The sequence below is a fragment of the Amycolatopsis sp. NPDC089917 genome, assembly GCF_040684635.1.
Lineage (GTDB): Bacteria > Actinomycetota > Actinomycetes > Mycobacteriales > Pseudonocardiaceae > Amycolatopsis.
Map to the genome: position 1 here is coordinate 31,698 of NZ_JBFBGL010000021.1, position 25,463 is coordinate 57,160.

The window sequence follows — 25,463 nt, forward strand, 5'->3', positions numbered from 1 at the left end:
AAAAAGCTTGCACCACAACGAATTGGTCGATGTCCTTTTCGGACACCCTCACGCGTGCACCCGAGGCGGCGCCGGGCGCGGCGTGTCGTCCCCGCCTACCAGCCGAGCCCCGGGAACGGGCCCGTGCGCGACGCGAACCGTGCGACAGACCCCCGCCCCGGACAACTCCGCGGCGACCTCGACGGCCGACTGGGCGTCCGCGCACAGGAAGGCGCAGGTCGGCCCGGACCCGGACACGGCGCCGGCGAGCGCACCCGCGTTGACTCCCGCTCGCAACGTGCGTCGCAGTCCCGGACGCAACGAAACAGCGGCCGCCTGCAGGTCGTTGCCGAGTAGCAGCGCCAGCTGGCGCGGGTCACCGGACGCCAGCGCCTCGACCACCGGAGTGTGCGAACCGATCCGCGGCGGATCGCCCTCTTCCCGCAATCTGTCCAGTTCCCCGAACACCCGCGGCGTCGAAAGACCACGCTGATCGAAGGCGAGAACCCAATGGAACGTGTGCCGCGACAGGACCGGGACGAGCTGCTCGCCCCGACCGGTGCCCAACGCGGTCCCACCGTAGAGCGCGAAAGGAACGTCACTGCCGAGCTTCGCGGCGATACCCGCCAGTTCGTCCCGGGAGATGTCGAGTTTCCAAAGCGACGCGAGTCCTACCAGCGTCGCGGCCGCGTCCGCACTGCCACCGGCCATCCCGCCCGCTACCGGGATGCCCTTGCGAAGCACCACCCGGACCTTGGACTCACCGTCCGCCTTGCCGACGTGGGCCGCCAGGGCCTGTGCCGCCCTCCAGGCGAGATTGTTGGCCCCTGTCGGCACGGAGCCTTCGCCCTCGCCATAGACCTCGACACCGGGGTCTTCGGTGGCCGCGACGGTCACCTCATCGGTCAGGGAAAGCGCCTGGAACACGGTCACCAGCTCGTGGTAGCCGTCCGGGCGTACGTCACCGACCGCCAAGTGCAAGTTGACCTTGGCGGGAACCCGGACGGTTACTGGGGGCGGTACGACGGCGAGCACGACTCAAGCCTACGTGGCCGCTCCACTTACGCTGTCACCAGGAGAAAAGAGAACAGGTCGAGTCAGACACGAACGGGCCGCCCCGGACGGATTTCGTCCTGAGCGGCCCATTCTCGGAGAAATCAGGCTGCGACGCCCTGCGGTCCGCGGACCGGGTGGGTCACGTGGCCGCCGCGTTCGGCGATCCAGGCGAGGGCGGCGTCCGCGCGCTCACCACGCACACCGAGGCGGAACCGGCCGACCGGCGTGTCGCCGATCCGGGTCAGGCCGCCCCCGATGGTGGCGAGTTCGACGTCGAAGCGACCGGCTGCCTCGGGCAGCAGCGCGCCGACCGAAGCGAAACCGACGAGCACGACGTCCACCGCGCGGTCGTACTTCGAGGCCTGCGCCCGGCCGGTCTCGATCGTGGGCAGCAGCGCCTGCGCGGTCCGGCTGTTCGGGTCGGAGATCAGGTCGAGCACCGATCCGCGTTCGATGACCGCCCCGGCCTCGAGGACCGCGACGTCGTCGCACACACGACGGACGACGCCGGCGTCGGGAGTGGTGAGCAGCACGGTGACCCCGAGCTCGGCACGCGCCCGGTCGAGCACGGTCAGGACCGCGCCGGACTCTTCGGGCTGCACACCCGAGGTCGGGTCGTCGGCCAAAAGCACGGACGGCCCGGCGGCCAAGGCCTTGGCGATGGCCACTCGGCGCAGCTGCCCCTCGGACAGTTCGCCCGGTCGCTGCCCGGCTCGTGGGGTGAGCCCGACCAGGTCGAGCAGGTTGCCGACCCGGTTGCGGCGCTGCGGTCCGTCGAGGCCGAGCTGCTCGAGCGGCGACGCGATGTTGCCGGCGATGGTGCGCTCGGCGAGCAGCTCCGGCTTGGTGCTCACGACACCGACCTGGCGGCGGATCTCGCGCAGACGGCGACCGTCGAGGGTTCCGGTGTTGAGGCCGTCGAGGCGGACGACACCCCGGTCGGGGCGCTCCTGGAGCCCGATGCAACGAGCGAGGGTCGACTTGCCCGAGCCGGCCGGACCGACGACTCCGAACAGCGAGCCCGCCTGGATGTCCACGCTCACGTCGCGCAGGGCGACGACGGGATTTCCGTTGAGGGGAAAGGACTTGGACAGGTTTTCGACAGTGATCACGAAAGGCTCCATGCAAATGGGGCGCTGCTTCTTTCGAGCGCGCCAACCGTCACCGAGTGACCGTCCTGAGCGGACGGGTTTCAGAGGTAAGGGAAAAGAGACTCAGGCAGTAACGGTGGAGCGTCGACACGCACTTACCGTGCGGCGACCTTCATCGACGACACGTCGCCTGGTCAGCAGGAGCGGGTGGGTGACCCTGTTCATTAGGCACAGCCTCCATCGGTCCTGGCTGTAGCACCTGCCCTGTGGAGGGTGGTTGCTGCGACTTCGGCGAGCCAGGTCTCTCAGTCGCTCGGGATGGCTCACTGAGTAAAACCGATCCCACTGGATGAAAGCAAGCGCGTAGGCGCAGATCACACGTCTGGTCGCGTCCATCATACAGGATGAGCTGTCCATATTTTGAGACAAAGGCGGACGCATTCGTGCTACGGCGAGGCCGCTGCCTGCGAAGACAGATGTGGATCATGCAGATCCAGGAGAGGGTTACGCAGTCGTGCTGACATCCACCGGCACCGCGCTCACGCGGCGCCGGTCACACCTGCGACAGATGGTCAGCCTGCCGCGGCGGCGATCCGGGCGAACTGATGGACATCCAACTGCTCTCCACGGGTTTTGGGGTCGATACCCGCCTTTTCGAGCAACTCCCCCGCCCGTTCGGCGGAACCCGCCCATGACGCCAACGCCGCACGCAGAGTCTTCCGACGCTGCGAGAAGGCGGCATCGACCACCGCGAACAACCGCTCGCGCTCCACGGACGACACCACGTCGCCACGCTCGAAAGCGACCAGCGCGGAATCCACGTTCGGAACAGGCCAGAAGACCGCACGGGGCACCGCGGCGACCTTGCGCGCCTTGCCGTACCACGCCAGCTTGACGCTGGGCACGCCATAAGTCCGGCTTCCCGGGCCGGCCGCCATACGGTCCGCGACCTCGGTCTGGACCATTACGAGACCGCTGGTCAGCGACGGCAACTCGGCCAGCAGGTGAAGCACGACGGGCACGGCGACGTTGTACGGCAGGTTCGCGACGAGCGCGGTCGGCTGCGAGGGCAAGTCGTCCGCCGTGATCCGCAGAGCGTCCGCCCCGACGACCGTGAGCCTTTCGGCCCCGCCTCGTTCGGCCGCGGTGTTCGGCAGCCGTCCGGCCAGCACGAGATCGATTTCGACCGCGACGACCTCGGCTCCGGTCGCGAGCATCCCGAGGGTCAGCGAGCCGAGACCCGGCCCGACTTCCAGCACGACGTCACCTTCACCGATCCCCGAAAGGTCGACGATGCGGCGCACCGTATTGGGGTCGTGCACGAAATTCTGGCCGAGCTTCTTGGTCGGACGCACGTCCAGCTCGGCCGCCAGCGCCCTGATCTCCGCAGGCCCGAGCAGTTCAGTCACCCGACGATCGTAGCCAGGCCCCTCGGGCCTCGGCTGGCGGCCGCGATTCGCCCCCGTCATCCTTCCGGCGAACCCGATCCGCATCCGTTCCACTCACGGGTGATGGGCGCGGATTCGAGCCGCCGGAGCGTAATGATCATTCACCTGATCGATACCGTGCACTAGTTCGAATCTGGCCCGACAATCGAGGGATGACCAGCACAAACACCCCCAAGACCTTCCCGCTCAATCTGCCGGAAGGTGACGCCGATCTGCTTCTCGACGAATTGCAGACCCGGCTACGCGAAGGGCGGCGTCTCGCCGCCGAAGTCGGCCAGATCCTGGCCGAGATCGAGTCACGTGGTGTCCGGGAGCTCTACGGATACAACTCGACCGCCGTCTTCTACGAGCATGTGGCTCGAGTTCCCAGAGCGGAGGCGCAGAAGGTGACCAGCCGGGCGCTGGCGCTCAACTCGAGACGTGCGCGCGACGGAACATCGACTCAACCCGTCGCGCCTTTGACCGGAGTCACAGCCGCCACCGGCGTGCTGGCCGAAGCCGGCATCGACCGGATCGTCACCGTCATGAGGAGGCTGCCCGATCACGTCGCCGTGGAAGCACGGCTCGAGGCCGAGAAGGACCTCGTCGATCTCGCCAGCGTCGCGAGACCGCGCGACATCACCGTGGCCGGAACAGACCTGCTCGCACAGCACGACCCGGATGGCAGCGCCGGCGAGGACCCCGCTCCGAAACGCGAGCGAAGCGAATTCTGGTTGCGCCAGAAACGAACCGGCCGTTGGGATATGCGCGGCAACCTCGATCCGGAGACAGGCGCCCGCCTGAACGCGCTTCTGGTGCCACGGGCCTACCCATCCCTGAACGGGGAAGCCGACGTGCGCACACCGGCGGAGAGACGCGGTGACGCCTTCACCGAGATCGTCGATCTCGCGGAGAGCGGACCGGACGTCCCCTTGCCCCGCCAGGCCCCGGAACAGGGCTCGGAGCGGCCTCAGTCCACACAGCCGGTCAAGAAACCCGAAGGCGGCCCCAAGACCACCCCAGTGCGGCCGAAGAGCCACCCACGCCCGCGCAGCGGCGATGACGGCGTTCGAGAGACCGCCGTGGCCGGGCAATCCCAGAACGTGGCCCGCAGGCGGCCCACACGCTGGTGGGCGCGGCTGTCCAAACCGAGAGCCGAGACCCACGCCCAACGACCTCAGAAGCCCTTAACGGCCTGAAGGCCACCATGCGGGCGGAACCCACACGATGACCTTCAGGAAAGGAGGACTTAGCCGACGTCAGGCCTTCTTGCCGCAGTGCGGCCAAGCGCCGTAGCCACCACGGGAGTCGCGGACCTTCTCGGCGACGGCGATCTGCTGGGCCTTGCTGGCCTGGTGCGGGTACGCGGCGTACTGGTCGCCGCCGTAGGCGTCCCAGGTGCTCTTGTTGAACTGCAGGCCACCGTAGTAGCCGTTGCCGGTGTTGGCGGCCCAGTTGCCGGTCGACTCGCACTGCGCGATCCGGTCCCAGGCGCCGGCGTCACCGATGACCGGGTCGGCGGGCTTCTTCGTGCCGACCTTGGTGATCTTGGGCTTGGCCTCGGTGATGACCTCTTCCGAGACCTTCTCGCGGCCGACCTCTTTGCCGTTGCGCTTGGTGACCTTGTAGGTCACGGTCTTCTGGCCCGGGGTGCCCGGGTCCTCGACCTTGGTCTTGCCCTTTTCGAGGTCCGGGTCGTCGACCTTCTGCTCAGGCGGAGCGATTTCCTCGTTCTGCTTGACCATGGTGACGCCGGTCCGGCTGATGTGGACCTCGGCGCCGTCGACCAGCTTGACGTCGAGGCCACCGACGGCCTCGTCGTCCGGGCCGAGGGTCATCCGGAGCTCACCGAGGAATTCCTTGGTGGTGACCGAGTTGGTCTGAACCTTGTGCGGTTCGTTCGCGCCGTCGAAGACGGTGACGTTCTTGAGGGTCTTGACCTCGACGGTGGTGCCGTCGAGCGGGAGCTCGCCGTTCTGCGGCATCGAGGTCCAGGTGCCGGACTTCGCGAGATCGGAACGGCCGAGCTGGTTCAGGGCCTCGCCGAGGTTGGTGGCGCGGACCCAGGACTCCTGCTGCGGCGCGCCGTCGACGATCAGGTTCAGCTTGCGACCGCGCTCCAGCTTGATGACGCCGCCGTCGCCGACCTCGGCCTGCGGCGAGGGCGAGAGCGAGTCGTGCGCGCCGACCGAGAGGCCGGCGTCCTCGAGGACCTCGCCGACCGTGTCGCCGAAGCTGTGGACGGTCTGCTGCTTGCCGTCGATGTCGAGCGTGACGCTCTTGTTCATCGCCATCGCGGCCGCGCCGCCGCCACCGAGGGTGAGCAGCACCGCCATGACGGTTCCCTTGAGGAACCGCTTCTTCCAGACGCGGGTCGCGCTGGAGATGACCTCGTCCTTGGTCGCGGCCTTCATCGGCGCGCCCGCGGTGCGGTCCTCGGCCATCTCGTCCGGAATGACGATCGGCGGGAGCATGGTGGTCTCGGCGCTGATGAGGCGGATCAGCTCGTCGACGTCGACGTCGATCTCGGCCATCAGGGTGTCGGCGTCGGGGCCGAGCGCGGCGAGGACGTCCTGCTGCGTGATGCGCGGGTCGTCGGAGTAGTCCAGCTCGCCGTACTGAGTGTCGCGGTCGAGCACGGCAACCGAACCGGCGGAAGCGAAGGTGTTCGTCTCTGCGCCGAGGCGCGAGCCATCCTGCCTACTGCTACCAGTCACTGGGTCGTTCCCTTTCCCAAGACGTCGAAGAGCTCGACTACCGCTCCACTACGTCCTTCGTCTCGATGCGCACTTCGGCACACCTCTAGAAGTCCGACACCCGCAGCCAGCGCCATCGTCACGGTTCCAGGCCGTACCGCTCCCGGTTCCGCTTCCCCGACGTGCACTGACGTGACTGTGGGCGTAACAGCCGGAGACCGTATGAACGGGCACCGACCGGCACGATCACGGGACAGTAACGAACCTCGCCGGGTTGCGCAAACACCCCCCGGAGTGTCGTGACGTTGGTCACTCATCAGAGTGGACCATTGATGATCACTAATGTCGCAGTCCGTTCAACCGGCGGTGACTGTCGGCAAACGGAAGACCCGCTCAGCGGTCACTCGCACCGCTTCCGCCACCTCGTGGACCGCCTCGCCTCTGAGCGAGGCGATGTGACGAACGGTGTAGGCGGCGCAGTAGGGCTCGTTGGGGCGCCCACGGAACGGGTGCGGAGTCAGGAAGGGCGCGTCCGTTTCGACGAGGTATTGGTCCGCCGGAACGAGCCTGGCCGCTTCGTGGAGACCGCGGGCGTTGCGGAAACTGACCGTCCCGGCGAACGAAAGCACGTATCCCGCGTCGATGCAGCGACGGGCGACGAGTTCGTCCCCCGAGAAACAGTGGAAGACGACCTGTTCGGGCGCGCCTTCTTCTTCGAGGATCCGGAGAACGTCATCGTGGGCGTCTCGATCGTGGATCATCAATGGCTTCCCGATCCGCTTGGCGAGATCGATGTGCCACCGGAAGGCGTCCTGCTGGGCGTCGTGGGGCGAGTAGTCCCAGTAGTAGTCGAGACCGGTCTCGCCGACAGCGACCACTCTGGACTCCTTCGCGAGACTCTCCACTTCGGATTTCTCGTCCTCGCCGAAATCCTTGGTGCGTGTGGGATGGATCGCGACGGCGGCCCAGACCCGCGGGTCCCAAGTGGACGCTTGCGCGGCCCAGCGGGCGGCCGTGAGATCGTCCGCGACGGTGATCACCCGGGAAACACCGGCGCGTTCGGCGCGATCGACCATGGCTGTCACATCAGCCGCGGTGACCGCGCCGCACGCGTCGAGGTGGGTGTGCGCGTCCACCACCGAAACCGGAAGCCTGTCCGGGATCGGCGGCGGTTCCTTCTTCTCCGCACCCATCAGCTGATCATTTCGAGATCGGCGCCCATTCGGGACCGGTCTCGCCGAGTTCCGGGTCCAGCTTGGCGAACAGCGGGGTCGGCTTCTCCAGCGGCTTGCCGACCTCGATCGGCACGGACTTCCAGCGCGCCTTCTCGGTCTCGTAGTCCCCGGTGATGATGGGGTTGATCCGGCCGGGGATGTCGAGGTCTTCGACTTCCTTCAGCTCGGGCTGGGCCGCCCAGACGCCGGTGCCGCCGAGCGCCTCGTGCACCTTCTGCGCCGAGTGGGGCAGGAAGGGGGTCAGCAGCGTGTTGGCGTCCGACACGACCTGGAGAGCGGTGTGCAGAACGCTGTCGCGGCGGGCGGGGTCGTCCTTGAGCTTCCAGGGCTCCTGATCCGAGAGATACCGGTTCGCGGCGGTGACGACGCGCATGGCCTCGCTCGCCGCCGCCTTGAACCGGGACCGCTGCAGGTGGGCGCCGGCGGTGTCGAACGCCTTGCGGGAAAGCTCCTTGAGCTCCTCGTCCGCGGCCATGGGGGCGTCGGGCCGCGGGATGGCGCCGACGTTCTTGTGGGCCATCGAGATGGACCGGTTGACGAGGTTGCCCCACTCGTTGGCCAGCTCGAAGTTGGTCCGGCGGACGAACTCGTCCCAGGTGAAGTCGGTGTCCTGGGTTTCGGGACCCGCGACCGAGATAAAGTACCGCAGGGTGTCCGGGCCGAACTCGCGAAGGAAGTCGTGGACGTAGATGACCGTTCCGCGCGAAGTCGAGAACTTCGAGCCGCTCATGGTGAGGAACTCGCTGGAAACGATCTCGTCGGGCAGGTGCAGCTTGCCGTACTTGCCGGGCACGCCGCCTCGGTCACCCTCGCCGTTGTGGCCGAACAGCAGGGCGGGCCAGATCTGGGCGTGGAAGGTGATGTTGTCCTTGCCCATGAAGTAGTAGGAGCGGGCGTCCGGGTTGTTCCACCACTCCTGCCAGGCTTCCGGGTTACCGGAGCGGCGTGCCCACTCGACGCTCGCCGAGAAGTAACCGATGACCGCGTCGAACCAGACGTAGAAGCGCTTGAGCGGCTGATCGCGCCAGCCGTCCAGCGGGATCTTCACGCCCCAGTCGAGGTCGCGGGTGATCGGCCGCGGCCGCATGTCGTCGATCAGGTTCTTCGTGAAGTTGAGGACGTTCGGGCGCCAGTCGGTCTTGCTGGACAGCCATTTGCCCAGGGTCCCGACGAACGCGGTCAGGTCGAGGAAATAGTGCTCGGTCTCGACGAATTTCGGCGTTTCACCGTTGATCCGGGACTTCGGGTTGATCAGCTCGGCCGCGTCGAGCTGATTGCCGCAGTTGTCGCACTGGTCGCCGCGCGCGCCGTCGTAGCCGCAGATCGGGCACGTGCCCTCGATGTACCGGTCAGGCAGCGTGCGGCCGGTCGAGGGGCTGATCGCGCCCCGGGTCGTCTTGGGGACGACGTAGCCGTTGCGGTGCAGCGCGAGGAAGATCTGCTGCGTGACGTCGGCGTGGTTACCCGTGGTGGTGCGGGTGAACAGGTCGTAGGTGAGACCGAGTCCCTGCAGGTCCTGGCCGATCTGACGGGTGTACTTGTCGGCCGTCTGCTGGGAGGTGAGGCCTTCGTTGTCGGCCTGGACGGTGATCGGGGTGCCGTGTTCGTCGGTACCGGACACCATGAGCACCCGGTTGCCGGCCATTCGCTGGTAGCGGGAGAAGACGTCGGACGGGACGCCGAATCCGGACACGTGGCCGATGTGGCGGGGGCCGTTGGCGTAGGGCCAGGCCACCGCAGTCAACACTGGGGTGCTCATGCTTGTTTAGCCTACGGACGTCGTCCAAGGCATTGTTGTCCGGGAGAGGAACGGAGGCCTCGGTGTCCGCCACGCGTCTGCTGGTACTGGGTGTCGTGCGCATGTACGGGAAGGCCCACGGCTACCAGGTCCGGCGCGAGCTTCTCTCGTGGGCGGCCGACAAGTGGGGCAACGTCCAGCCGGGTTCGATCTATCACGCGTTGAAGAAGATGACGGCCGAAGGCCTTCTCGAACAGGTCGAGGACGCCGAAACGGGCAGCGGGCCAGACAGGACCGCGTACAGGCTGACCGAGGACGGTGAGACCGAGTTCGTCGTGCAGCTCGGCAGGGCGTTGTCGAGCGACGACGCGACCGGGTACTCGCTGTCGGCGGCGGTCACTTTCATGCCGACCCTGCCTCGCCCGCAGGTGCTGTCCCTGCTGAAACAGCAGTTGGCGAATATGGAAGCGCACGCCCAGTCGACCCACTACGCGCGCGAACACGCCGTCGATCTGGGGAAGCCGCCGCATGTGAGCGAGCTGTACCGACTATGGAGCGCGCACGCGGACGCCAACGTGTCGTGGATGCGGGATCTGATCGGCCGCCTCGAAGCAGGCGAGTACGTGATGGCGGGCGAAAGCGACGACGAAGCGGTGTTCGGCGCACCGCCCAAGTAATCAAATTTGACTACGGAACGACTCCTAGGGCACAGTGCGTCCAGCCAACTAGTCAAGTTTGAATAGTTGGCCACGGAAAGGAGTAGACATGATCAAGGCACGCGGCCTTGAGCGGCGCTTCCGCCGCAAGGGCCGCAACGGGGGCGAGGTCCACGCCGTCAAGGGCGTCGACCTCGACGTGTCGGCCGGGGAACTGGTCGGCTTCCTGGGACCGAACGGCGCGGGGAAGACCACGACCCTGCGCATGCTGACGACGCTGCTCAAGCCCACCGCCGGTGAAGCGACGGTCGGCGGCTGCGACCTGCTCGCCGACCCGCTGGGGGTGCGCCGGCGAATCGGCTACGTCGCACAGGGCGGCGGCACCGCGCCGGCGAGCAAAGTCGTCGAGGAGATCGAGTTCCAGGGACGGCTGTACCGGATGAGCAAGGCGGACGCGCTCGCGCGTGGGGCCGTCCTCGCCGAACAGCTGGATCTCGCCGGGCTCGACCAGCGGACGACGGCGACCCTGTCGGGCGGGCAGCGCCGGCGGCTCGACATCGCGCTCGGGCTGATCCATTCGCCCGGGCTCGTCTTCCTGGACGAGCCGTCGACGGGACTCGATCCGCAGAGCCGGGCGAACCTGTGGGACCACATCCGCAGGCTGCGTGACGAGCAGGGAGTCACGGTCTTCTTGACCACGCACTACCTCGACGAGGCCGACGCGCTCTCCGATCGGCTGATCGTCATCGACGACGGGAAGATCGTCGCCGAAGGCACGCCGGATTCGCTGAAGGCGAGGGTTTCCGGCGACAGCGTCGTCATCGGGGTCTCACCGGAATCCGCGGCGGAGACCGCGGAGGTCGCGGGCCGCCTCGAAGGGGCGCACGAGATGACCGTCACCGACGGCACGGTGCGGTTCCGCGTGCCGCGTGGGGACACCGCGATGCCCGAACTGCTGAGGGCGCTCGACGCACGGGACATCGCGATGACGTCCATGCAGGTGCACCGGCCGACGCTCGACGACGTTTTCCTGACCCTGACGGGCCGCAGCCTGCGCGATGCCGAAGAGGGCGCGCCTGTCGACGGCGCGACGGAGAAGGAGGCCACGCATGTTGCATGACACTTGGTTGACCTTCCGCCGGGACATGCTCGCGGCGTTGCGCAACCCGACGTGGCTCGCGATCGGCATCATGCAGCCGTTGCTGTACTTGTTCTTCTTCGGGCCGCTTCTGGTGAAGGCGCTCAACGCCCAAGGGATGTCCGATGTGGACGGCTGGATGATCTTCACTCCGGCGATCATCGCCCAGCTCGCGCTGTTCGGCAGTTCCTTCGTCGGGTTCGGGCTCCTCGCGGAGTTCCGCGCGGGCGTGGTCGAGCGGATGCGGGTCACGCCGGTGAGCCGCGTGGCGCTGTTGCTGGGCAAGGTGCTCGCCAACGCGTTGCAGACCGTCGTCCAGGCGTTGATCATCATCGCGCTGGCGTATCTGGTCTTCGACCTGAACGCGCCGTTCGGTGGTGTCGTGCTCAGCCTGGTGATCGTCTTCCTTCTGTCGATCACGTTGGCGTCGTGCTCGTACGCGCTGGCGCTGATGCTCAAGAGCGAGGACGCCTTCCCGGCTTTGCTCAACGCGGTTCTCATGCCGTTGCTGCTGCTGTCCGGAATCCTGATCCCGATCACCGCGGGCTCGGCGCCGGATTGGCTGTACACGATTTCCCGGATCAATCCGTTCCGGCATGTGGTGGATGTCGAGCGGAACAGTTTCCGCGGTGACTTCTCGATGGACGCGCTGTTCACCGGGAGCGTCGTGGTGCTGGTCATGGCGATCCTGGCCATCTGGTGGGGTTCGCGGACCTTCCAGCGCGAAAACGCCTGAGACACGCTGAACCGAAAGGTCGCCTTATGCCCGCCTCGCGGACGTAAGGTGACCTTTCGGGCGTGCTGGGGCGATATTCGAGGACAGGTGACTTTGATCGATCCGGAAGGTGAGCACGGCGTCACCCTGTCCCACCGCGAGACGGTGACGGACTGGGCGGCGGTGCGTGGCGCCGACATCCGGTTCGCCTCGGTCACGGTCAGCGAGAACACCAACTGGCGGGACGCCGCCGCGGAACGCAATCTGGCCGGCGCGCAGCATGTCGGTATCCATACCGGCGCACGGCATTACGCGCGCCCGGGCGCGGTCCACGACCAGGCCGACCATTTCGTGCGGACGGCGAGCGCGCTCGGCGCCTTCGCACCCGGTTCGCTCGCGCCCGCGCTCGAAGTGGAGGCGCCCAGCGTCGACGACCGGTTCATCAAGGCGTGGATCAAACATGTCCGGCACGCGGCGCGCGTCGAACGTGTCCTGGTGTACGCGGGGCTCGACTGCTGGACGGATCGCCTGCACCCGGACAAGTGGGCGGACAGCGAAGTCGTGCTCTGGCTGGTCCGGCACAACGAAATCCCGGGAAGGCCGGGCTGGTTCCACTCGCGGCTGGGCTTGCACCAGCACGGTTTCGGTACCGGACTGCCCGGTGTGGACGGTCCGATCGCCCAAGACGCCGTCGTCTATCCCTTCGCTCTCTCGGACGTGCTTCTGTAGTACTCGCTCTGTGACGACGGGTGTGCGCGAAGTCACCGTGTGGTCGCGGATCTCACTTTCCGCCGGGCGCGGTTGCGTTCGCGCCCATCCGGACGGAGACAATGTCGCGTGCGGTTGATGTGCCGGAGGCTGCGTACGGACGTCGGGCCCGAACGGGCGCTGGCGGCTCTTGGGGTACGCGCCGAGGCGCTCGGGCTCGCGCCACCGGCGGCGCTTTGCGGGGACTGGTTTTCCTCGCGCGCGGTCATCGCGTTGAACGCTCACTTGACTCCTGTACAGGACGTCTCCGAGGCGTTCGCGATTCCCACGCGGATGCCTGTCGTTCGTGACGCCGTGCCGGGCGCCGTCGGAGGTGGCTGGTTCGGTTACCTGGGTTACGACCTGACCGATCCCTCAGGCCGTTCCGGCGCTCTTCCTCCGGCCGCCTGGGGCTGGGTCGACCGGGTGCTGCGGCTGGACGCGGACGGTTCGTGGTGGTTCGAAGCCCTGGTTCCCGACGACGCCCCGGATCCGGTCGACGAGGTGTCCGCGACGGAATCCGCGCTCGCCGAGCTCCCTGAGGCGACGGCTTGGAATTCCGGCCCGCTGTCGCGGCCGCTTCCGTCGGAGCACTACGACGCGGTCAAGGCGTGTGTGCACGCGATCGAAGCCGGCGAGCTGTTCCAAGCGAACATCTGCACTCGCTTCAGCGGCGGATTCGCAGGCGATCCGATCGCGTTGTTCGCCGAAGGCACACGTCGCCTGCGGGCCCGCCGGGCGGCGTTCCTCGCCGGCGACTGGGGCTCGATCGTGTCGTTCTCCCCCGAACTTTTCCTTGCCCGGAATGGGCGCCACGTGCGTTCGACACCGATCAAGGGCACCCTGCCGCGGCGGAACGCGGCCGACGACCATCTCGCGCGACGACTGCGGGAATCCACCAAGGACGTCGCCGAGAACGTGATGATCACCGATCTCGTCCGCAACGACCTCGGCCGAGTGTGCGCCACCGGCAGTGTGCGCGTCCCCGAGCTTCTCGCGGTCCGGCCCGCTCCCGGGGTCTGGCATCTGGAGTCCACTGTGGAGGGATCGCTCGCCGAGGGCGTCGACGACGCGGCCCTGCTCGCGGCCACGTTCCCGCCGGGTTCGGTGACGGGCGCGCCGAAGATCCGGGCGCTGGATCTGATCGCCGAACTGGAGCCCACGGCGCGTGGTGTCTACACAGGCGCGATCGGGCTCGCGTCGCCGATCTCGGGGCTGGAACTGAACGTCGCGATCAGAACCTTCGAAATCCACGACGGCGAGATCGCACTGGGAGTCGGCGGCGGGATCACCGCCGACTCCGACAGCGAAGCGGAATGGCAGGAATGCCTGCACAAATCCGCTCCGCTGGAGCGTCTGCTCGGCTGAAGTTACTTGGTGGGATCCAGCAGGAGCTTGCCCATCGTGCCGCGCGAACGCAGGGCCTCGTGGGCGGCGCGCGCGTCGGAAAGCGCGTACTCGCCGCCGGCGACGGCGCGGACCCGACCGGCGAGCGCCAGTTCGAAAAGCTCGTCGAGCGTACGGCCGAAGACGTTTCCGGGGAGTTTGAAGGCGTGCGGCAGCCACATCCCGGCCACGGTGGTGCTGTGCCCGAGGATGTTGCGGGCTTCGATCGGCTTCGGCTGCTCGCGGCTGGCCATGCCGTAGAACGCGAGGCGGCCGAACGGCGCGAGCGCCGCGATGCTCTGGTCGGTGACGGTGCCGCCGGTCATGTCGAGCACGATGTCGACGCGCTTTCCGCCGTTCGCCTCGCGAAGCGCGTCGGTCATGTTCTCGGCGCGCGAATCGATGGCCACGTCGGCGCCGAGTTCGAGGGCGAGCGCACGCTTCTCGTCGCTGCTGGCGGTCGCGATGACCCGGCCTGCTCCCCATGCCTTGGCGAGCTGGACGGCGATGGAGCCGACTCCGCCCGCCGCCGCGTGCACGACGACGGTTTCGCCGGCTTCGAGGTGGGCGCTCTTGCGCAGCAGGAGCGAGGCGGTGGTGCCCTGGACGATGAAGGAGAGCGCGGTCAGGTCGTCGACACCGTCGGGCACGGCGAAGCTGGTGACCTCGTTCGCCACCGCGCGCTCGGCGTAGCCACCACCGCCGTTGAGCAGCGAAACGACCCGCTTGCCGTCCGCGGTGCGGCCGACGACCTCGCCGCCGGGCACGAGCGGGAGCTTGCTCGGCGCGAGATAGGAGTTCTCGGCCTGGTGGGTGTCGGCGTAGTTGATGCCGATCCGGTCGACCTCCACCAGCAGCTGACCCGGTCCGGGGACGGGATCGGGCAGGTCGACGAGGTTGAGCACCTCGGGTCCGCCGAATTCGGTCACCTGTACTGCGCGCATCCGCATCCTCCTCATCGAGATGAGACATTCTTGCATATGTCTCATCCGTGAGACGTCGCGTGATATGTTTCACTTATCGAAACCGCACTCGAACGCCAGTTGACTTCGCCGCGCCCGGACGCCGTGCGCGCGTTCACGATCGCGCGCGCCTGGTTCCTCGAAGGGCGCCGAGTGGAGATGGGCGATCTCGCGGGCGAGCTCGGGATCAGCCGGGCCACGCTGCACCGCTGGGTCGGCGGACGGGATCAGCTGCTCGGCGAGATCCTGTGGTCGATGACCGTCGAGGTCTTCGAAGCGAGGGCTTCCGGCAAGCTCGGACGCGGCGCGGAGGGGATCGCCGAACTCGTCGGCACCTTCGTCCGGACCGTGAACGACTCGACACCGTTCCGGGAGTTCCTGCGCAACGAGCCCGAGCGGGCGCTGCGGATCCTGACGACGAAGGCCAGCGTCGTGCAGAGCCGCGCGATCGCGAAGATGCGCGAGTTCCTGGACGAGGAGGTCGCGGCGGGACGACTCGCGCCGCCCCTGCCGGTCGAGGACCTGGCCTATCTGCTGGTCCGGATCGGCGAGTCCTTCATCTACACCGACGTCATCACCGGCGCCGAGCCCGACGCCGCGAAGGCGTACGCCGCCGCGACGGCCTTGCTGTCCTAGCTCTTGCGGGACGCGAGCACGGCGTCGTAGAGCTCCTTCTTCGACACCCCGGCGGCCTCGGCGACTTCGGCGGCGGCGGATTTGAGGCGTTCGCCTGCCTCGACGCGCGACGAGACCTCCGAAACCAGGTCCGCGACACTCACCGAACGCGGCGGCGCGCCCGCCAGGACGACCGTGATCTCGCCCTTGACCCCTTCGGCGGCCCAGGCGGCCAGATCCGGCAGGTTGCCGCGTTTGACCTCTTCATAGGTTTTGGTCAGTTCGCGGCACACGGCGGCGCGACGGTCGGCTCCCAGGACGTCGGCGGCGTCGGCGAGGGTGCTCGCGAGGCGATGCGGAGATTCGAAGAACACGGCCGTACGGGGCTCGTCCTTCAGCGAACCGAGCCACTTCGCGCGTTCACCGGGTTTGCGCGGGGCGAATCCTTCGAAACAGAAACGGTCGCAAGGGAGGCCGGACAGCGCCAACGCCGTGGTCACCGCCGACGGGCCGGGAAGACAGGTCACCGGCACGTCGGCCTCGACGCAGGCCGCCACCAGGCGGAATCCGGGATCGGAGACACTCGGCATCCCCGCGTCGGTCACGAGGACCACCGTTTCGCCTGTTTGAAGCGATTCGAGCAGTTTCGGCAGGCGAGCCGTCTCGACGTCCTCGTAGAAACTGACGACGCGCCCGACCGGCGAGACGTCGAGCGCGGTGGTGAGGGAGCGCAGGCGCCGGGTGTCTTCGGCGGCGATCACATCGGCGGTCGCGAGGGCTTCGGACAGGCGCGGCGAAGCGTCACGGACGTCTCCGAGCGGGGTGGCTGCCAGCACGAGGCGTCCTTCGGTCATTCCCGAAGGTTAACCGGTTCGCACATCCGGACACCGAGTTCACTCTTCCGCCCGTAGGATCATGCCCCGTGACCGCACTGCTGACCCGGGACAACGAGAGCGTGCGGCCGGATCCGGTCGACGCGCTCCGGCCACCGAACGACCGGGAGGCCACCCTCCTCGGCCGCGGCATGCCGACCGACCGCCTGCGCGGCTGGGTCGTCACGCTGGTGCTGACGCTCATCGGCGGCATAGTCCGGATCCAGAACCTGGGCACGCCCACCGACAAGGGCACCCCTGTCTTCGACGAGAAGCACTACGTCCCGCAGGCGTGGCAGATGCTGCGCAACGGCGGTTACGAAGACAACTACGGCTACGAGCTGATCGTGCACCCGCCCCTGGCGAAGCACCTCATCGCGATCGGCGAGTGGCTGTTCGGCTACAACGCCTGGGGCTGGCGGATCATGCCCGCGCTGGCGGGCACGCTGATCGTGTTCCTCACCATCCGGATCGCGCGGCGGCTCACCCGTTCGACGCTGCTCGGCGCGGTCGCCGGGATCCTGGTGATCAGCGACGGCGTCCTGCACCTGCAGTCGCGGATGGGCATGCTCGACATCTTCATCGCGTTGTTCGTGCTCGCCGCCTTCGCCTGCGTGCTGTGCGACCGCGACCAGGTCCGGCAACGGCTCGCCGTGGCCGTCCGCGAAGGCTGGATCGACGAGTCCCGGTTCGGCCCGAAGCTGGGTTTCCGGTGGTGGAGGTTCGCCGGCGGCCTGATGATCGGGCTGACCTTCGGCGTCAAGTGGTCGGCGCTGTACTACATCGCCGCGTTCGGCCTGCTCACGGTCTTCTTCGACGTGGCCGCGCGCCGCGCCGCCGGGGTGCAGCGACCTTGGGTCGGCACGCTGCGCCGCGACGTGCTGCCCGCGCTGTGGGCGATCGTCGTCATCCCGATCCTGGTGTACCTCGCCTGCTACTGGGCCTGGTTCGCGAGCGAGACCGCGACCGACCGCAACTACGTGGCGATCAAGGACATCGATCCCGGCTTCTGGGCCTGGATGCCGCCCGCGTTGCGGTCGCTGGGCAACTACTCGATGAACGTCCTCGACTTCCACGCGAACCTGGTGACGCCCAAGGACAAGCCGCATCCGTGGGAGTCGAAGCCGTGGACGTGGCCGATGGGGCTGCGGCCGATGCTGTACGCGTACGCGGGCGGCACCGAGGCGACCGGCTGCGGCGAGTCGACCTGCGTGCGGGCGACGATGCTGATCGGCACGCCGGCGATGTGGTGGCTGGCCCTGCCGATGCTCGGCTGGAGCGCGTGGCGGTCGTTCTTCCGCGCGGACTGGCGCTACGCCGCCGTGCTCGTCGGCTACCTCGCCGGGTACCTGCCCTGGTTCACCAACCTCGACCGCCAGATGTACTACTTCTACGCGACGCCGCTGGCGCCGTTCCTGGCTCTCGGGTTGACGCTGATCCTCGGCCAGATCCTCGGCAGCGCGAAACGCGGATTCGAACGGCGGGGCACCGGCATGCTCGTCGTCGCCCTCTACCTGGGTCTCGTCGTGGCCAACTTCGCCTGGCTGTGGCCGATCCTCAACGGCAACGCGATCACCAACGACCACTGGAACGCCGAGCTGTGGCTTCCGTCCTGGAAGTGACCCCGATCGGACGTCCGGATTTCCCGTTTCAAGTGTGACACTTGGACGAGAGTTGTTACTCTCCCCTGGTCAACAGCAGTTCGACCAGGGGGCACCATGACGATCCGACCGCTCGGAGCGGCCTGCGCGGCCGCGGCGTTGTTCTTGATCGCGGGCTGCGAGGACCAGACGCCGGGAACAGCGTCGCCGCAGACTTCGGCCGTTCCGAGCACTTCGGAAGCGCCGGCCAGCAGCTCGGCTCAAGCCAGCGCTTCGCGGCCGACGGCGACCGCTGCGACGGTTTCCGAGGCGACCACGCCCGCCACCGGTGGCGCGGTGGCGCACAGTCCGGACGGGGCGGCGAGCGTGATGGAGGAGTACTTCCACGCCCTGGGCGCCAAGGACCTCGAAACGGTCTGCCGGATCACCGGTCCGGCGTTCGACGGCGGGATGAAGGAATGCCGCACTCTCACCCCGATGCAGTTCGGGATGTTCTCGGACGATGACCTCAAGAAGCTGAAGGACATCCGCGTCGACCGGGCGAAGCTGCAGAGCAAGGGACCGGACAAGGTCGTCGTCCCGCCGGCCTCGATCTCGCCGCAGATCGCGATGATGCAGGCCGAGCCCAAGACGTTCACCATGGGGTGGCGCGGCGGGACCTGGGTCGTCGTCGACTGAGGGAGAGCAAGGGACCTTTGCTCACGTTCGTTAGCACACTAACCAACGTGAGCAAAGGTCCCTTGCTCTCTTTTCGCAGGTCAGCGCGGGTGGCGCTGGGGCTGCGGCTGCTGGTGGGGCTGCTGCTGCGGAGGGCGGCGCGGCACGATCTGGGTCACCGGGCCGTCCGGCGACTTGCCTGCCCGCGCGAGCCAGCCCTCGACGTCGCGCCGGACGGCGGTGAGCGTCGGGCGGCGGCGGGGCTCCTGGTCGAGCGACGCGATGAGGATCCGGGCGTGCGCGCTGCGGTTCGGCAGCTTCGAGACCGGTTCGGCGCGGGCGGCGGCCATCAGCGCGGCCATCGGGGTCTCCCGGGTGCCGCGCGGAGGCTGGCCCGACAGCGCGTAGCTGACCGTCGCGGCGAGCTGCCAGGCGTCCGACGCCGGGCTCGCCTGGGAGCCCATCGCCTGCTCGGGCGCGACGAAGTCCGGCGTGCCGATCATCATCCCGGTCGCGGTCATCTTCGAGTCGCCCTGGCTGCGGGCGATGCCGAAGTCGATCAGGTGGGCGAGCCCGTTGCGGTCGAGGATGATGTTCGACGGCTTCAGGTCGCGGTGCAACACACCCTTCTCGTGCGCCGCGGCGAGCGCGCCCGCCATGGTCGACCAGAGCCGTCCGGCGGCGATGTCGTCGAGCGGGCCCTGCGAGTCGACGATCTCGGCCAGCGACCGTCCTTCGAGGTACTCCATGACCAGCGCGAGCCCGTCGGGTTCCTCGACGAGGTCGTACACCTTGACGCAGTTGGGGTGGTTCACCACGGCCAGTGCCCTGGCCTCGCGCTGCATGCGCTCCTCGGTGTCCCGGTCCGGCGCGTGCGCGATCTTCAGCGCGACCGTGCGGTTGAGCTGCGTGTCGACCGCTTCCCAAACGGTGCCGAAGCCACCGTGGCCGAGCCGCCGGACCCGCTTGTAGCGACTGCCACCGGAGTTGCGGGAACCCGGGGGTGCCGGGACGGGGCCGGGTACGGCGGCCAACGCGGGAGGTTCGGGCGCCTGCGCCAGCGCGGTCGCCGGGTACTGCTTCTGCGGCGGGGGCGGCAGCTGCTGCTGCGGCTTCGGGGCGGGCGGCTCCGGGCGGTACGGCTCGACCTTCTGCCGGGGCTGCGGCTCCGGCCGGTTGATCACCGACCATGGTGGCGGCCCGACCAGCGCGACCGGGATCAGGCCCAGCACGCTGAGCGGCAGGAACCCGAGCCAGAAGTGCACGGCGGTGTTCGCGCCCATGCCGACGCTGGCGAGCACCATCAGCACGAACGGGATCCAGAAGAACCGCGAGGGCCACTTCGGACCGCGGCGGAACGCGGTCCGCGCCTGCAGCATGACGAACAGCAGGGACAGCGCGGGCAGGCCGACCAGCAGGATCAGGTAGAAGATGTAGCTCAGCTGCATCCCGCTCGGATAGAACAACACCTCGTACACGTTCTGGCCGCGTCCGAGGTACTCGCTCTGCTTGCCGATCAGCGGGCTGTAGTCGGTGTTGAAGGCCGCCAGGTCACTGCCGGAGAAGCCGGATTGCCCGCCCGATTTCGACGAGGCGGCTTCCTGGTAGGTCTGCGAAACACCGGTGGCCAGCAACCACGGCAGCAGGAAGACCGCGACGACGCCGATCCCGCCGAAGACGGACAGGGTCACCACGTCGTAGCGGTTGCCGGTGCCTTTGCGGATGATCGCGACGACCATCGCGCCCAGCGCGGGCAGCAGCGCGACCAGCGCTCCCGCGGTGCTCGTCGCCCACACCCAGTCCCCGGGCCAGATCCCCGGTCCGAACAGGCTGTGCGCGAACGACAGCAGCGCGCTCGCTAGTCCCATGGACCCTGCTCCCCTAGCTTGTCGAGGCCGTTTCCGGCGGTTTTCTCCTGGTTCAGCTTAGGACGCCTCATGCCCTCACGGGGTTGCCGGGTTGTCGCGGCCGTCTCTCCGCCGTTACCACCCGGCATGAGCTCGGCCGGAAGTCCATGATGGTCCGGTACCCGAGCGCGAAGGAGCATTCGATGTACGCCGAGACGTACCAGCGGAGCCTTGAAGACCCGGAGGGTTTTTGGCTCGAAGCCGCCCGGGCGATCGACTGGACCCGGCCGCCGGCGCGAGCCCTCGACGCGGCGAAGGCGCCCTTCTACCGCTGGTTCCCGGACGGGGAGCTCAACACGGCGTTCAACGCGCTCGACAGGCACGTGCGGGACGGTCGCGGCGAGCAGACCGCGCTGATCTGGGATTCGCCCGTCACCGATTCGGTACGGCGGTTCACCTACGCGGAACTGCTGGACGACGTCGCGCGCTTCGCCGGCGCGCTCGCCGCTCTCGGTGTCGGGAAGGGCGACCGCGTCATCGTGTACATGCCGATGGTCCCCGAAGCCGCGATCGCGATGCTCGCGTGTGCCCGGCTCGGCGCGGTGCACTCGGTGGTGTTCGGCGGGTTTGCCCCGAAGGAGCTCGCTGCGCGGATCGAAGACGCGAAACCCAAGGTCATCGTGGCCGCGTCGTGCGGGATCGAGCCGGCTCGGGTCGTCGAGTACAAGCCGATCATCGACGACGCGCTCGCGGGCACCGTCCATCAGCCGGACAAGGTCGTGGTGCTGCAGCGGGAGCGCGCCCGCGCCGAATTGGGTGAGCGCGACGCGGACTGGGCCGAGCTGGTCGCGAAGGCCTCTCCCGCCGATCCGGTGCCGGTCGCCGCCACCGATCCTCTGTACATCCTCTACACCTCCGGCACCACGGGGAAGCCGAAGGGCGTCGTGCGCGACACCGGCGGGCACGCGGTCGCGCTGGCCTGGTCGATGGGCGCGATCTACGACATCCAGCCGGGCGACGTGTGGTGGACGGCTTCCGACGTCGGCTGGGTCGTCGGCCATTCCTACATCGTCTACGCGCCGCTCCTCATCGGAGCCACGAGTGTCATGTACGAGGGCAAGCCGGTCGGGACGCCCGACGCGGGCGCGTTCTGGCGCGTCATCGCCGACCACGGGGTCAAGGCGCTGTTCACCGCGCCGACCGCGTTGCGCGCGATCAAAAAGGTCGACCCGGACGCGACCGAAATCGAAAAATACCAGCTCAGCGAGTTTCAGACGTTGTTCATGGCGGGGGAACGACTCGATCCGGAGACGTATCACTGGGCGCACGGGAAGCTCGGCGTCCCGGTGATCGACCACTGGTGGCAGACCGAGACCGGCTGGCCGATCGCGGCGAATCCGCGCGGGCTGGAACCGATGCCGGTCAAACCCGGTTCCGCGACGAAACCGGTGCCGGGCTGGGACGTGCGGATCCTGGACCAGTCGGGCGACCCGCTCCCCGCCGGCCGGGAAGGCGCCATCGCGATCAAGCTGCCGCTCCCGCCGGGATCGCTGCCGACGCTGTGGGAGGACGACGAGCGGTATCGCGAGGCGTATCTTTCGCGGTACGATGGGTACTACCTGACGGGCGACTCCGGATACGTCGACGAAGACGGCTATCTGTTCGTCATGGGCCGCACCGACGACGTCATCAACGTCGCGGGCCACCGGCTTTCGACCGGTTCGATGGAGGCCGTCCTGGCGTCCCACGCCGCCGTCGCCGAATGCGCGGTGATCGGCGTCCGGGATCAGCTCAAGGGACAGCTCCCGCGCGGCTTCGTGGTGCTGAAATCGGGGGTCGACGCCGACGCGGAAACGCTCAAGGCCGAATTGGTCGCACTGGTGCGGCGTGACATCGGGCCGGTCGCCGCGTTCCGCGACGTGTCCATTGTGGACGCGCTGCCGAAGACGCGGTCGGGGAAGATCCTGCGCAAGACCATGCGCGGCATCGCCGACGGCCGCGACGAGCAGGTGCCGTCGACGATCGAAGACGCGAGTGTCCTCGACGCGCTGAAAGCCGTTCTGCGCGGCGAGTGAACCAATGACCGGTACGTATTCCTAGTCCGATCGGGTGTTGTCCCCTTTGCCCTATTGGTCTATACCTCTAGGAGCAGAGAGTCTCCAGTTCCCCGACCGGAGGTGCTCCATGAGTAAACGCCTGTCCACGACCGTGCTCGGCGTGGCAGTCCTGAGTCTCGTGACGTTCGGCCTGCCCGCGACGGCGAGCGCGGCGCAGCACACGAAGACCGAGCGGACCGTCACCGACGTCATCCCCGCACCCGTCGACGCGAAACCCGACCCTCGCGCGAACTTCCGGCTCAGCCCCGCGACCGTCATCCGCACCGACCGCGACGGCAGACAAGTCGGCGAATACCTGGCCGGCCTGCTCCGGCCCGCTACCGGCTACCGGCTGCCCGTCGTCGGCGACCACCGCGGCGGCGGCCCCGCCATCTCGCTCGAAACCGGTCACTCGAGCGACCGCGTCGGCGCCGAGGGCTACCAGCTCAAGGTGTCGTCCTCCGGCGTGCGCTTGCGGGCGAACACCGACAAGGGCCTGTTCTCCGGCGTCCAGACTCTGCGCCAGCTGTTCCCGTCGGCGATCGAGGCGACCACCGTCCAGAAGCGTTCGTGGGTGGTCTCGGGCGGCACGGTGCTCGACTACCCGCGCTTCGGCTACCGCAGCGCGATGCTCGACGTCGCCCGGCATTTCTTCACGCCGGCGCAGGTCAAGCTCTACATCGACCAGATCGCGCAGTACAAGATCAACACGCTCCACCTGCACCTGAGCGACGACCAGGGCTGGCGGATCGAGATCAAGAGCTGGCCGAAGCTGGCGACCGTGGGCGGGCTGACCGCCGTCGGCGGCGGCCCCGGCGGGTACTACACGCAAGAGCAGTACACGGACCTCGTGCGCTACGCGGCTTCGCGGCACATCACGGTCGTCCCCGAGATCGACATGCCGGGACACACCAACGCGGCCCAGCACTCCTACGCCGAACTGAACTGTGACGGCAAGCCGATTCCGGCGCGCACGGACATCGAGGTCGGCTACAGCTCGCTGTGCATCAACAAGGACATCACCTACACGTTCATCGACGACGTCCTGCGCGAACTGGCGGCGCTCACCCCCGGGAAGTACCTCAACATCGGTGGCGACGAGGCACACGCGACCACCCCGGAGGATTACCAGACCTTCGCCAAGAAGGTGCAGCCGATCGTCGCGAAGTACGGTAAGCAGATCACCGGCTGGCACGACATCGCCAAGACCAATCCGCCGGTTTCGGCCGTCCCGCAGTTCTGGGGCACGACCGGCACGGACGCCAACGTCGCCGCGGCCGCGGCCAGGGGCAACAAGATCCTCATGTCGCCCGCGAACAAGGCATACATGGACATGAAGTACCACCCGCAGACCCCGCTCGGCCTGAGCTGGGCCGGGCTGATCGAGGTCAAGACCGGCTACGACTGGGATCCGGCCACGTACCTGCAGGGCGTGACGGAGCAGAACGTCATCGGCGTCGAGGCGCCACTGTGGTCGGAAACGCTCGTGACCAGTGAGCACATCGAGTTCATGGCGTTCCCGAGGTTGCCGGGCTATGCCGAGATCGGCTGGTCGCCGAAGGATTCCCAGACCTGGGACGCCTACCGGCTCCGGCTGGCGAAGCAGAGCCCGCGCTGGGTTCAGCAGGGCATCGACTTCTACCGGTCCACTCAGGTCGACTGGCAGTAGTCGAGACGTTCGGTGATGGCGGCACGGGCCAGCGCGTAGGGCTCCGTGCCGCCGAACATCACCGAATCGGCGTTCGCGGCCCGGCCGAGGGCGTGCAGTTCGAAGGCCAGCCGCTCCACGTCGACGGCCGCGCGGAGGTGTCCCAGCTTCCGCGCTTCGACGGCGGTGGAGCGGATGAACTGGGCGAAAGCCCGGCTCACCTTCGCGACCGCGTCGTGGACCCGGCCGGTCCGCGCGTCGAATTCGGCACCGGTGTTGAAGAAGAAACAGCCGCCGGGGAACACCCGGCGTTCCGAGTAGTCCAGCCAGTTCGCGCACAGCGCGCGCAGCCGGTCGATTCCCGGCTCGGCCTTCAAGGTCGGCTCGACGACGTTTTCCGCGAAGATCGCGCTCGCCGTCTCGACCGCCGCGAGTTGCAGTTCCTCTTTGGAGCCGAACAGCGCGAACACCCCGGATTTGCTCAGTTCCAGTTCGGCGGCGAGCCTGCCGAGGGACAGCCCGTCGAGCCCTTCGACGGACGCGATGTCGACGGCGCGCCGGAGCACGATCCGCCTCGTCGCGTCGCCTCGGGCAACCCGGCCGTCAACCGGCATTCCGTTCCTCTTTCCGCCGTTTCGCCGATTCCAGGCCGTCACGGTACTGCCGGGAAAGCGACGGCGTCGCGAGCACCCGGTCCAGCAGCGCCCCGTACGCGGCCCGCCGATCGTCGTCCAGCTGGACGACGTTGGTGAACGACGCGACGTACACCTCGGCGATCGTCGGATTCACCGGATCGCGCTGTTCGAGCGTCATGCGTCCCGACGTCGGGACCCGCCCCGGCCGGAGGACCCGCAGGTACCAGCCGCTGCGCCCGGAATCGATCATCGCCGGGATGACGTCCTTGCGCCCGGTCTTCATCGCGAGCTTGAAACACGGCGTCCGCGGCTGCGAGACCTGCACCAGCGCGTCTCCCCAGGACCAGACGTCCCCGATCCGCACCTCGAACTCGTCCGCGCCCTCGACCGACAGGTTCTCCCCGAAATCACCGGCGACCGACTGGAAACCCTGCTCCGACCAGGCCTGGTAATGCGCGGCCGGATAGACGTAGACCGCTTTGTCGACCCCGCCGTGGACCGTGCGGTCCGCCTGGTCGTCCCCGGTCAGATTGATCTCGCCGAGGTCCAGGAAGGGCGCCTCCACCCGCGCCTTCGAGATCGCGCTGTACACCGGAACGTCGCGTTTCGTCCCCAGCACGGACGGCCGCCCCACGAAGACTTCGTTCAGTTCGAGTCCGCTCACAC

The 25,463-nt window shown here is 68.0% G+C and carries 22 protein-coding genes and 1 riboswitch; of the genes, 11 read left to right on the forward strand and 11 right to left on the reverse strand.

The genetic code is table 11. From position 1 onward, the window contains the following. Positions 1-48: 48 nt before the first annotated feature. The 3 genes from AB0N89_RS17415 to rsmA form a co-directional block, all read right to left on the reverse strand. On the reverse strand, positions 49-1,014 hold the full coding sequence (locus AB0N89_RS17415; protein ID WP_364205456.1) for a 4-(cytidine 5'-diphospho)-2-C-methyl-D-erythritol kinase: 966 nt from the start codon (positions 1,012-1,014) through the stop codon (positions 49-51). 122 nt (positions 1,015-1,136) lie between these two features. Then, a complete protein-coding gene (locus AB0N89_RS17420) occupies positions 1,137-2,147 on the reverse strand; it encodes an ATP-binding cassette domain-containing protein (RefSeq protein ID WP_364205458.1) in 1,011 nt (336 codons plus the stop codon). Positions 2,148-2,360: 213 nt separating this feature from the next. Next, a riboswitch (SAM riboswitch) is annotated at positions 2,361-2,451 on the reverse strand. Between the two features lie 247 nt (positions 2,452-2,698). Then, a complete protein-coding gene (gene rsmA / locus AB0N89_RS17425) occupies positions 2,699-3,535 on the reverse strand; it encodes a 16S rRNA (adenine(1518)-N(6)/adenine(1519)-N(6))-dimethyltransferase RsmA (protein WP_364205460.1) in 837 nt (278 codons plus the stop codon). Positions 3,536-3,726: 191 nt separating this feature from the next. On the opposite strand from rsmA, the gene AB0N89_RS17430 reads away from it, so the two are divergent. Continuing rightward, a complete protein-coding gene (locus AB0N89_RS17430; protein WP_364205462.1) occupies positions 3,727-4,752 on the forward strand; it encodes a DUF222 domain-containing protein in 1,026 nt (341 codons plus the stop codon). Positions 4,753-4,812: 60 nt separating this feature from the next. Here the strand turns inward: AB0N89_RS17430 and AB0N89_RS17435 are convergent, their stop codons facing one another. The 3 genes from AB0N89_RS17435 to metG form a co-directional block, all read right to left on the reverse strand. Beyond that, positions 4,813-6,192, reverse strand: coding sequence for a transglycosylase family protein (locus tag AB0N89_RS17435; RefSeq protein ID WP_364205606.1), 1,380 nt, complete (start codon positions 6,190-6,192; stop codon positions 4,813-4,815). Positions 6,193-6,605: 413 nt separating this feature from the next. Then, the gene (locus AB0N89_RS17440; protein WP_364205463.1) at positions 6,606-7,442 is read right to left on the reverse strand and encodes a TatD family hydrolase; all 837 of its coding nucleotides are present in this window, start codon (positions 7,440-7,442) and stop codon (positions 6,606-6,608) included. A gap of 7 nt (positions 7,443-7,449) precedes the next feature. Further along, positions 7,450-9,243, reverse strand: coding sequence for a methionine--tRNA ligase (gene metG / locus AB0N89_RS17445; RefSeq protein WP_364205465.1), 1,794 nt, complete (start codon positions 9,241-9,243; stop codon positions 7,450-7,452). Between the two features lie 62 nt (positions 9,244-9,305). Here metG and AB0N89_RS17450 point away from each other — a divergent pair, with 62 nt between their 5' ends. The 5 genes from AB0N89_RS17450 to AB0N89_RS17470 all read left to right on the forward strand — a co-directional run bounded on the left by AB0N89_RS17450 (position 9,306) and on the right by AB0N89_RS17470 (position 13,846). After that, positions 9,306-9,899 carry a PadR family transcriptional regulator gene (locus AB0N89_RS17450; RefSeq protein WP_364205467.1) on the forward strand — a complete coding sequence of 198 codons (594 nt, stop codon included), beginning with the start codon at positions 9,306-9,308 and terminating at the stop codon, positions 9,897-9,899. Positions 9,900-9,987: 88 nt separating this feature from the next. Beyond that, entirely contained in the window at positions 9,988-10,998 is a 1,011-nt protein-coding gene (locus AB0N89_RS17455; RefSeq protein WP_364205468.1) for an ATP-binding cassette domain-containing protein, read from the forward strand. Beyond that, positions 10,988-11,752: an ABC transporter permease gene (locus AB0N89_RS17460; RefSeq protein ID WP_364205470.1), complete on the forward strand. Its 765-nt coding sequence runs from the start codon at positions 10,988-10,990 to the stop codon at positions 11,750-11,752. The genes AB0N89_RS17455 and AB0N89_RS17460 overlap by 11 nt, the downstream gene beginning before the upstream one ends. Positions 11,753-11,845: 93 nt before the next feature. Beyond that, the gene (locus AB0N89_RS17465; protein WP_364205608.1) at positions 11,846-12,460 is read left to right on the forward strand and encodes a GH25 family lysozyme; all 615 of its coding nucleotides are present in this window, start codon (positions 11,846-11,848) and stop codon (positions 12,458-12,460) included. A 108-nt stretch (positions 12,461-12,568) separates the two neighbouring features. After that, a complete protein-coding gene (locus AB0N89_RS17470) occupies positions 12,569-13,846 on the forward strand; it encodes an aminodeoxychorismate synthase component I (RefSeq protein ID WP_364205472.1) in 1,278 nt (425 codons plus the stop codon). 2 nt (positions 13,847-13,848) lie between these two features. On the opposite strand, the gene AB0N89_RS17475 is transcribed toward AB0N89_RS17470, so the two are convergent. After that, positions 13,849-14,808, reverse strand: coding sequence for a zinc-binding dehydrogenase (locus AB0N89_RS17475; protein WP_364205474.1), 960 nt, complete (start codon positions 14,806-14,808; stop codon positions 13,849-13,851). Positions 14,809-14,907: 99 nt separating this feature from the next. On the opposite strand from AB0N89_RS17475, the gene AB0N89_RS17480 reads away from it, so the two are divergent. Further along, on the forward strand, positions 14,908-15,462 hold the full coding sequence (locus tag AB0N89_RS17480; protein WP_364205476.1) for a QsdR family transcriptional regulator: 555 nt from the start codon (positions 14,908-14,910) through the stop codon (positions 15,460-15,462). Here the strand turns inward: AB0N89_RS17480 and rsmI are convergent. Further along, a complete protein-coding gene (gene rsmI / locus AB0N89_RS17485; protein WP_364205478.1) occupies positions 15,459-16,295 on the reverse strand; it encodes a 16S rRNA (cytidine(1402)-2'-O)-methyltransferase in 837 nt (278 codons plus the stop codon). The two genes, AB0N89_RS17480 and rsmI, sit on opposite strands and share 4 nt — an antisense overlap. 68 nt (positions 16,296-16,363) lie before the next feature. On the opposite strand from rsmI, the gene AB0N89_RS17490 reads away from it, so the two are divergent. Both AB0N89_RS17490 and AB0N89_RS17495 read left to right on the forward strand, forming a co-directional pair. Further along, complete coding sequence (locus AB0N89_RS17490; protein WP_364205480.1) at positions 16,364-17,935, forward strand: phospholipid carrier-dependent glycosyltransferase; 1,572 nt, start codon at positions 16,364-16,366, stop codon at positions 17,933-17,935. A gap of 96 nt (positions 17,936-18,031) precedes the next feature. Beyond that, complete coding sequence (locus AB0N89_RS17495; RefSeq protein ID WP_364205482.1) at positions 18,032-18,592, forward strand: hypothetical protein; 561 nt, start codon at positions 18,032-18,034, stop codon at positions 18,590-18,592. 80 nt (positions 18,593-18,672) lie between these two features. Here the strand turns inward: AB0N89_RS17495 and AB0N89_RS17500 are convergent, their stop codons facing one another. Next, positions 18,673-20,439, reverse strand: coding sequence for a serine/threonine-protein kinase (locus tag AB0N89_RS17500; protein ID WP_364205483.1), 1,767 nt, complete (start codon positions 20,437-20,439; stop codon positions 18,673-18,675). Positions 20,440-20,585: 146 nt separating this feature from the next. Between AB0N89_RS17500 and AB0N89_RS17505 the strand changes: the two genes are divergently transcribed. Together AB0N89_RS17505 and AB0N89_RS17510 are read left to right on the forward strand one after the other, a co-directional pair. Further along, positions 20,586-22,493 (forward strand): propionyl-CoA synthetase, encoded by a 1,908-nt coding sequence (locus tag AB0N89_RS17505; protein WP_364205485.1) that lies wholly within the window; start codon positions 20,586-20,588, stop codon positions 22,491-22,493. A 109-nt stretch (positions 22,494-22,602) separates the two neighbouring features. After that, the gene (locus AB0N89_RS17510; RefSeq protein ID WP_364205487.1) at positions 22,603-24,183 is read left to right on the forward strand and encodes a family 20 glycosylhydrolase; all 1,581 of its coding nucleotides are present in this window, start codon (positions 22,603-22,605) and stop codon (positions 24,181-24,183) included. Here the strand turns inward: AB0N89_RS17510 and AB0N89_RS17515 are convergent. Together AB0N89_RS17515 and AB0N89_RS17520 are read right to left on the reverse strand one after the other, a co-directional pair. Then, entirely contained in the window at positions 24,165-24,776 is a 612-nt protein-coding gene (locus tag AB0N89_RS17515) for a TetR/AcrR family transcriptional regulator (protein ID WP_364205488.1), read from the reverse strand. The genes AB0N89_RS17510 and AB0N89_RS17515 overlap by 19 nt on opposite strands. Further along, complete coding sequence (locus tag AB0N89_RS17520) at positions 24,766-25,461, reverse strand: MOSC domain-containing protein (protein ID WP_364205492.1); 696 nt, start codon at positions 25,459-25,461, stop codon at positions 24,766-24,768. Before AB0N89_RS17520 ends, AB0N89_RS17515 begins: the two co-directional genes overlap by 11 nt. Positions 25,462-25,463 lie beyond the last annotated feature (2 nt).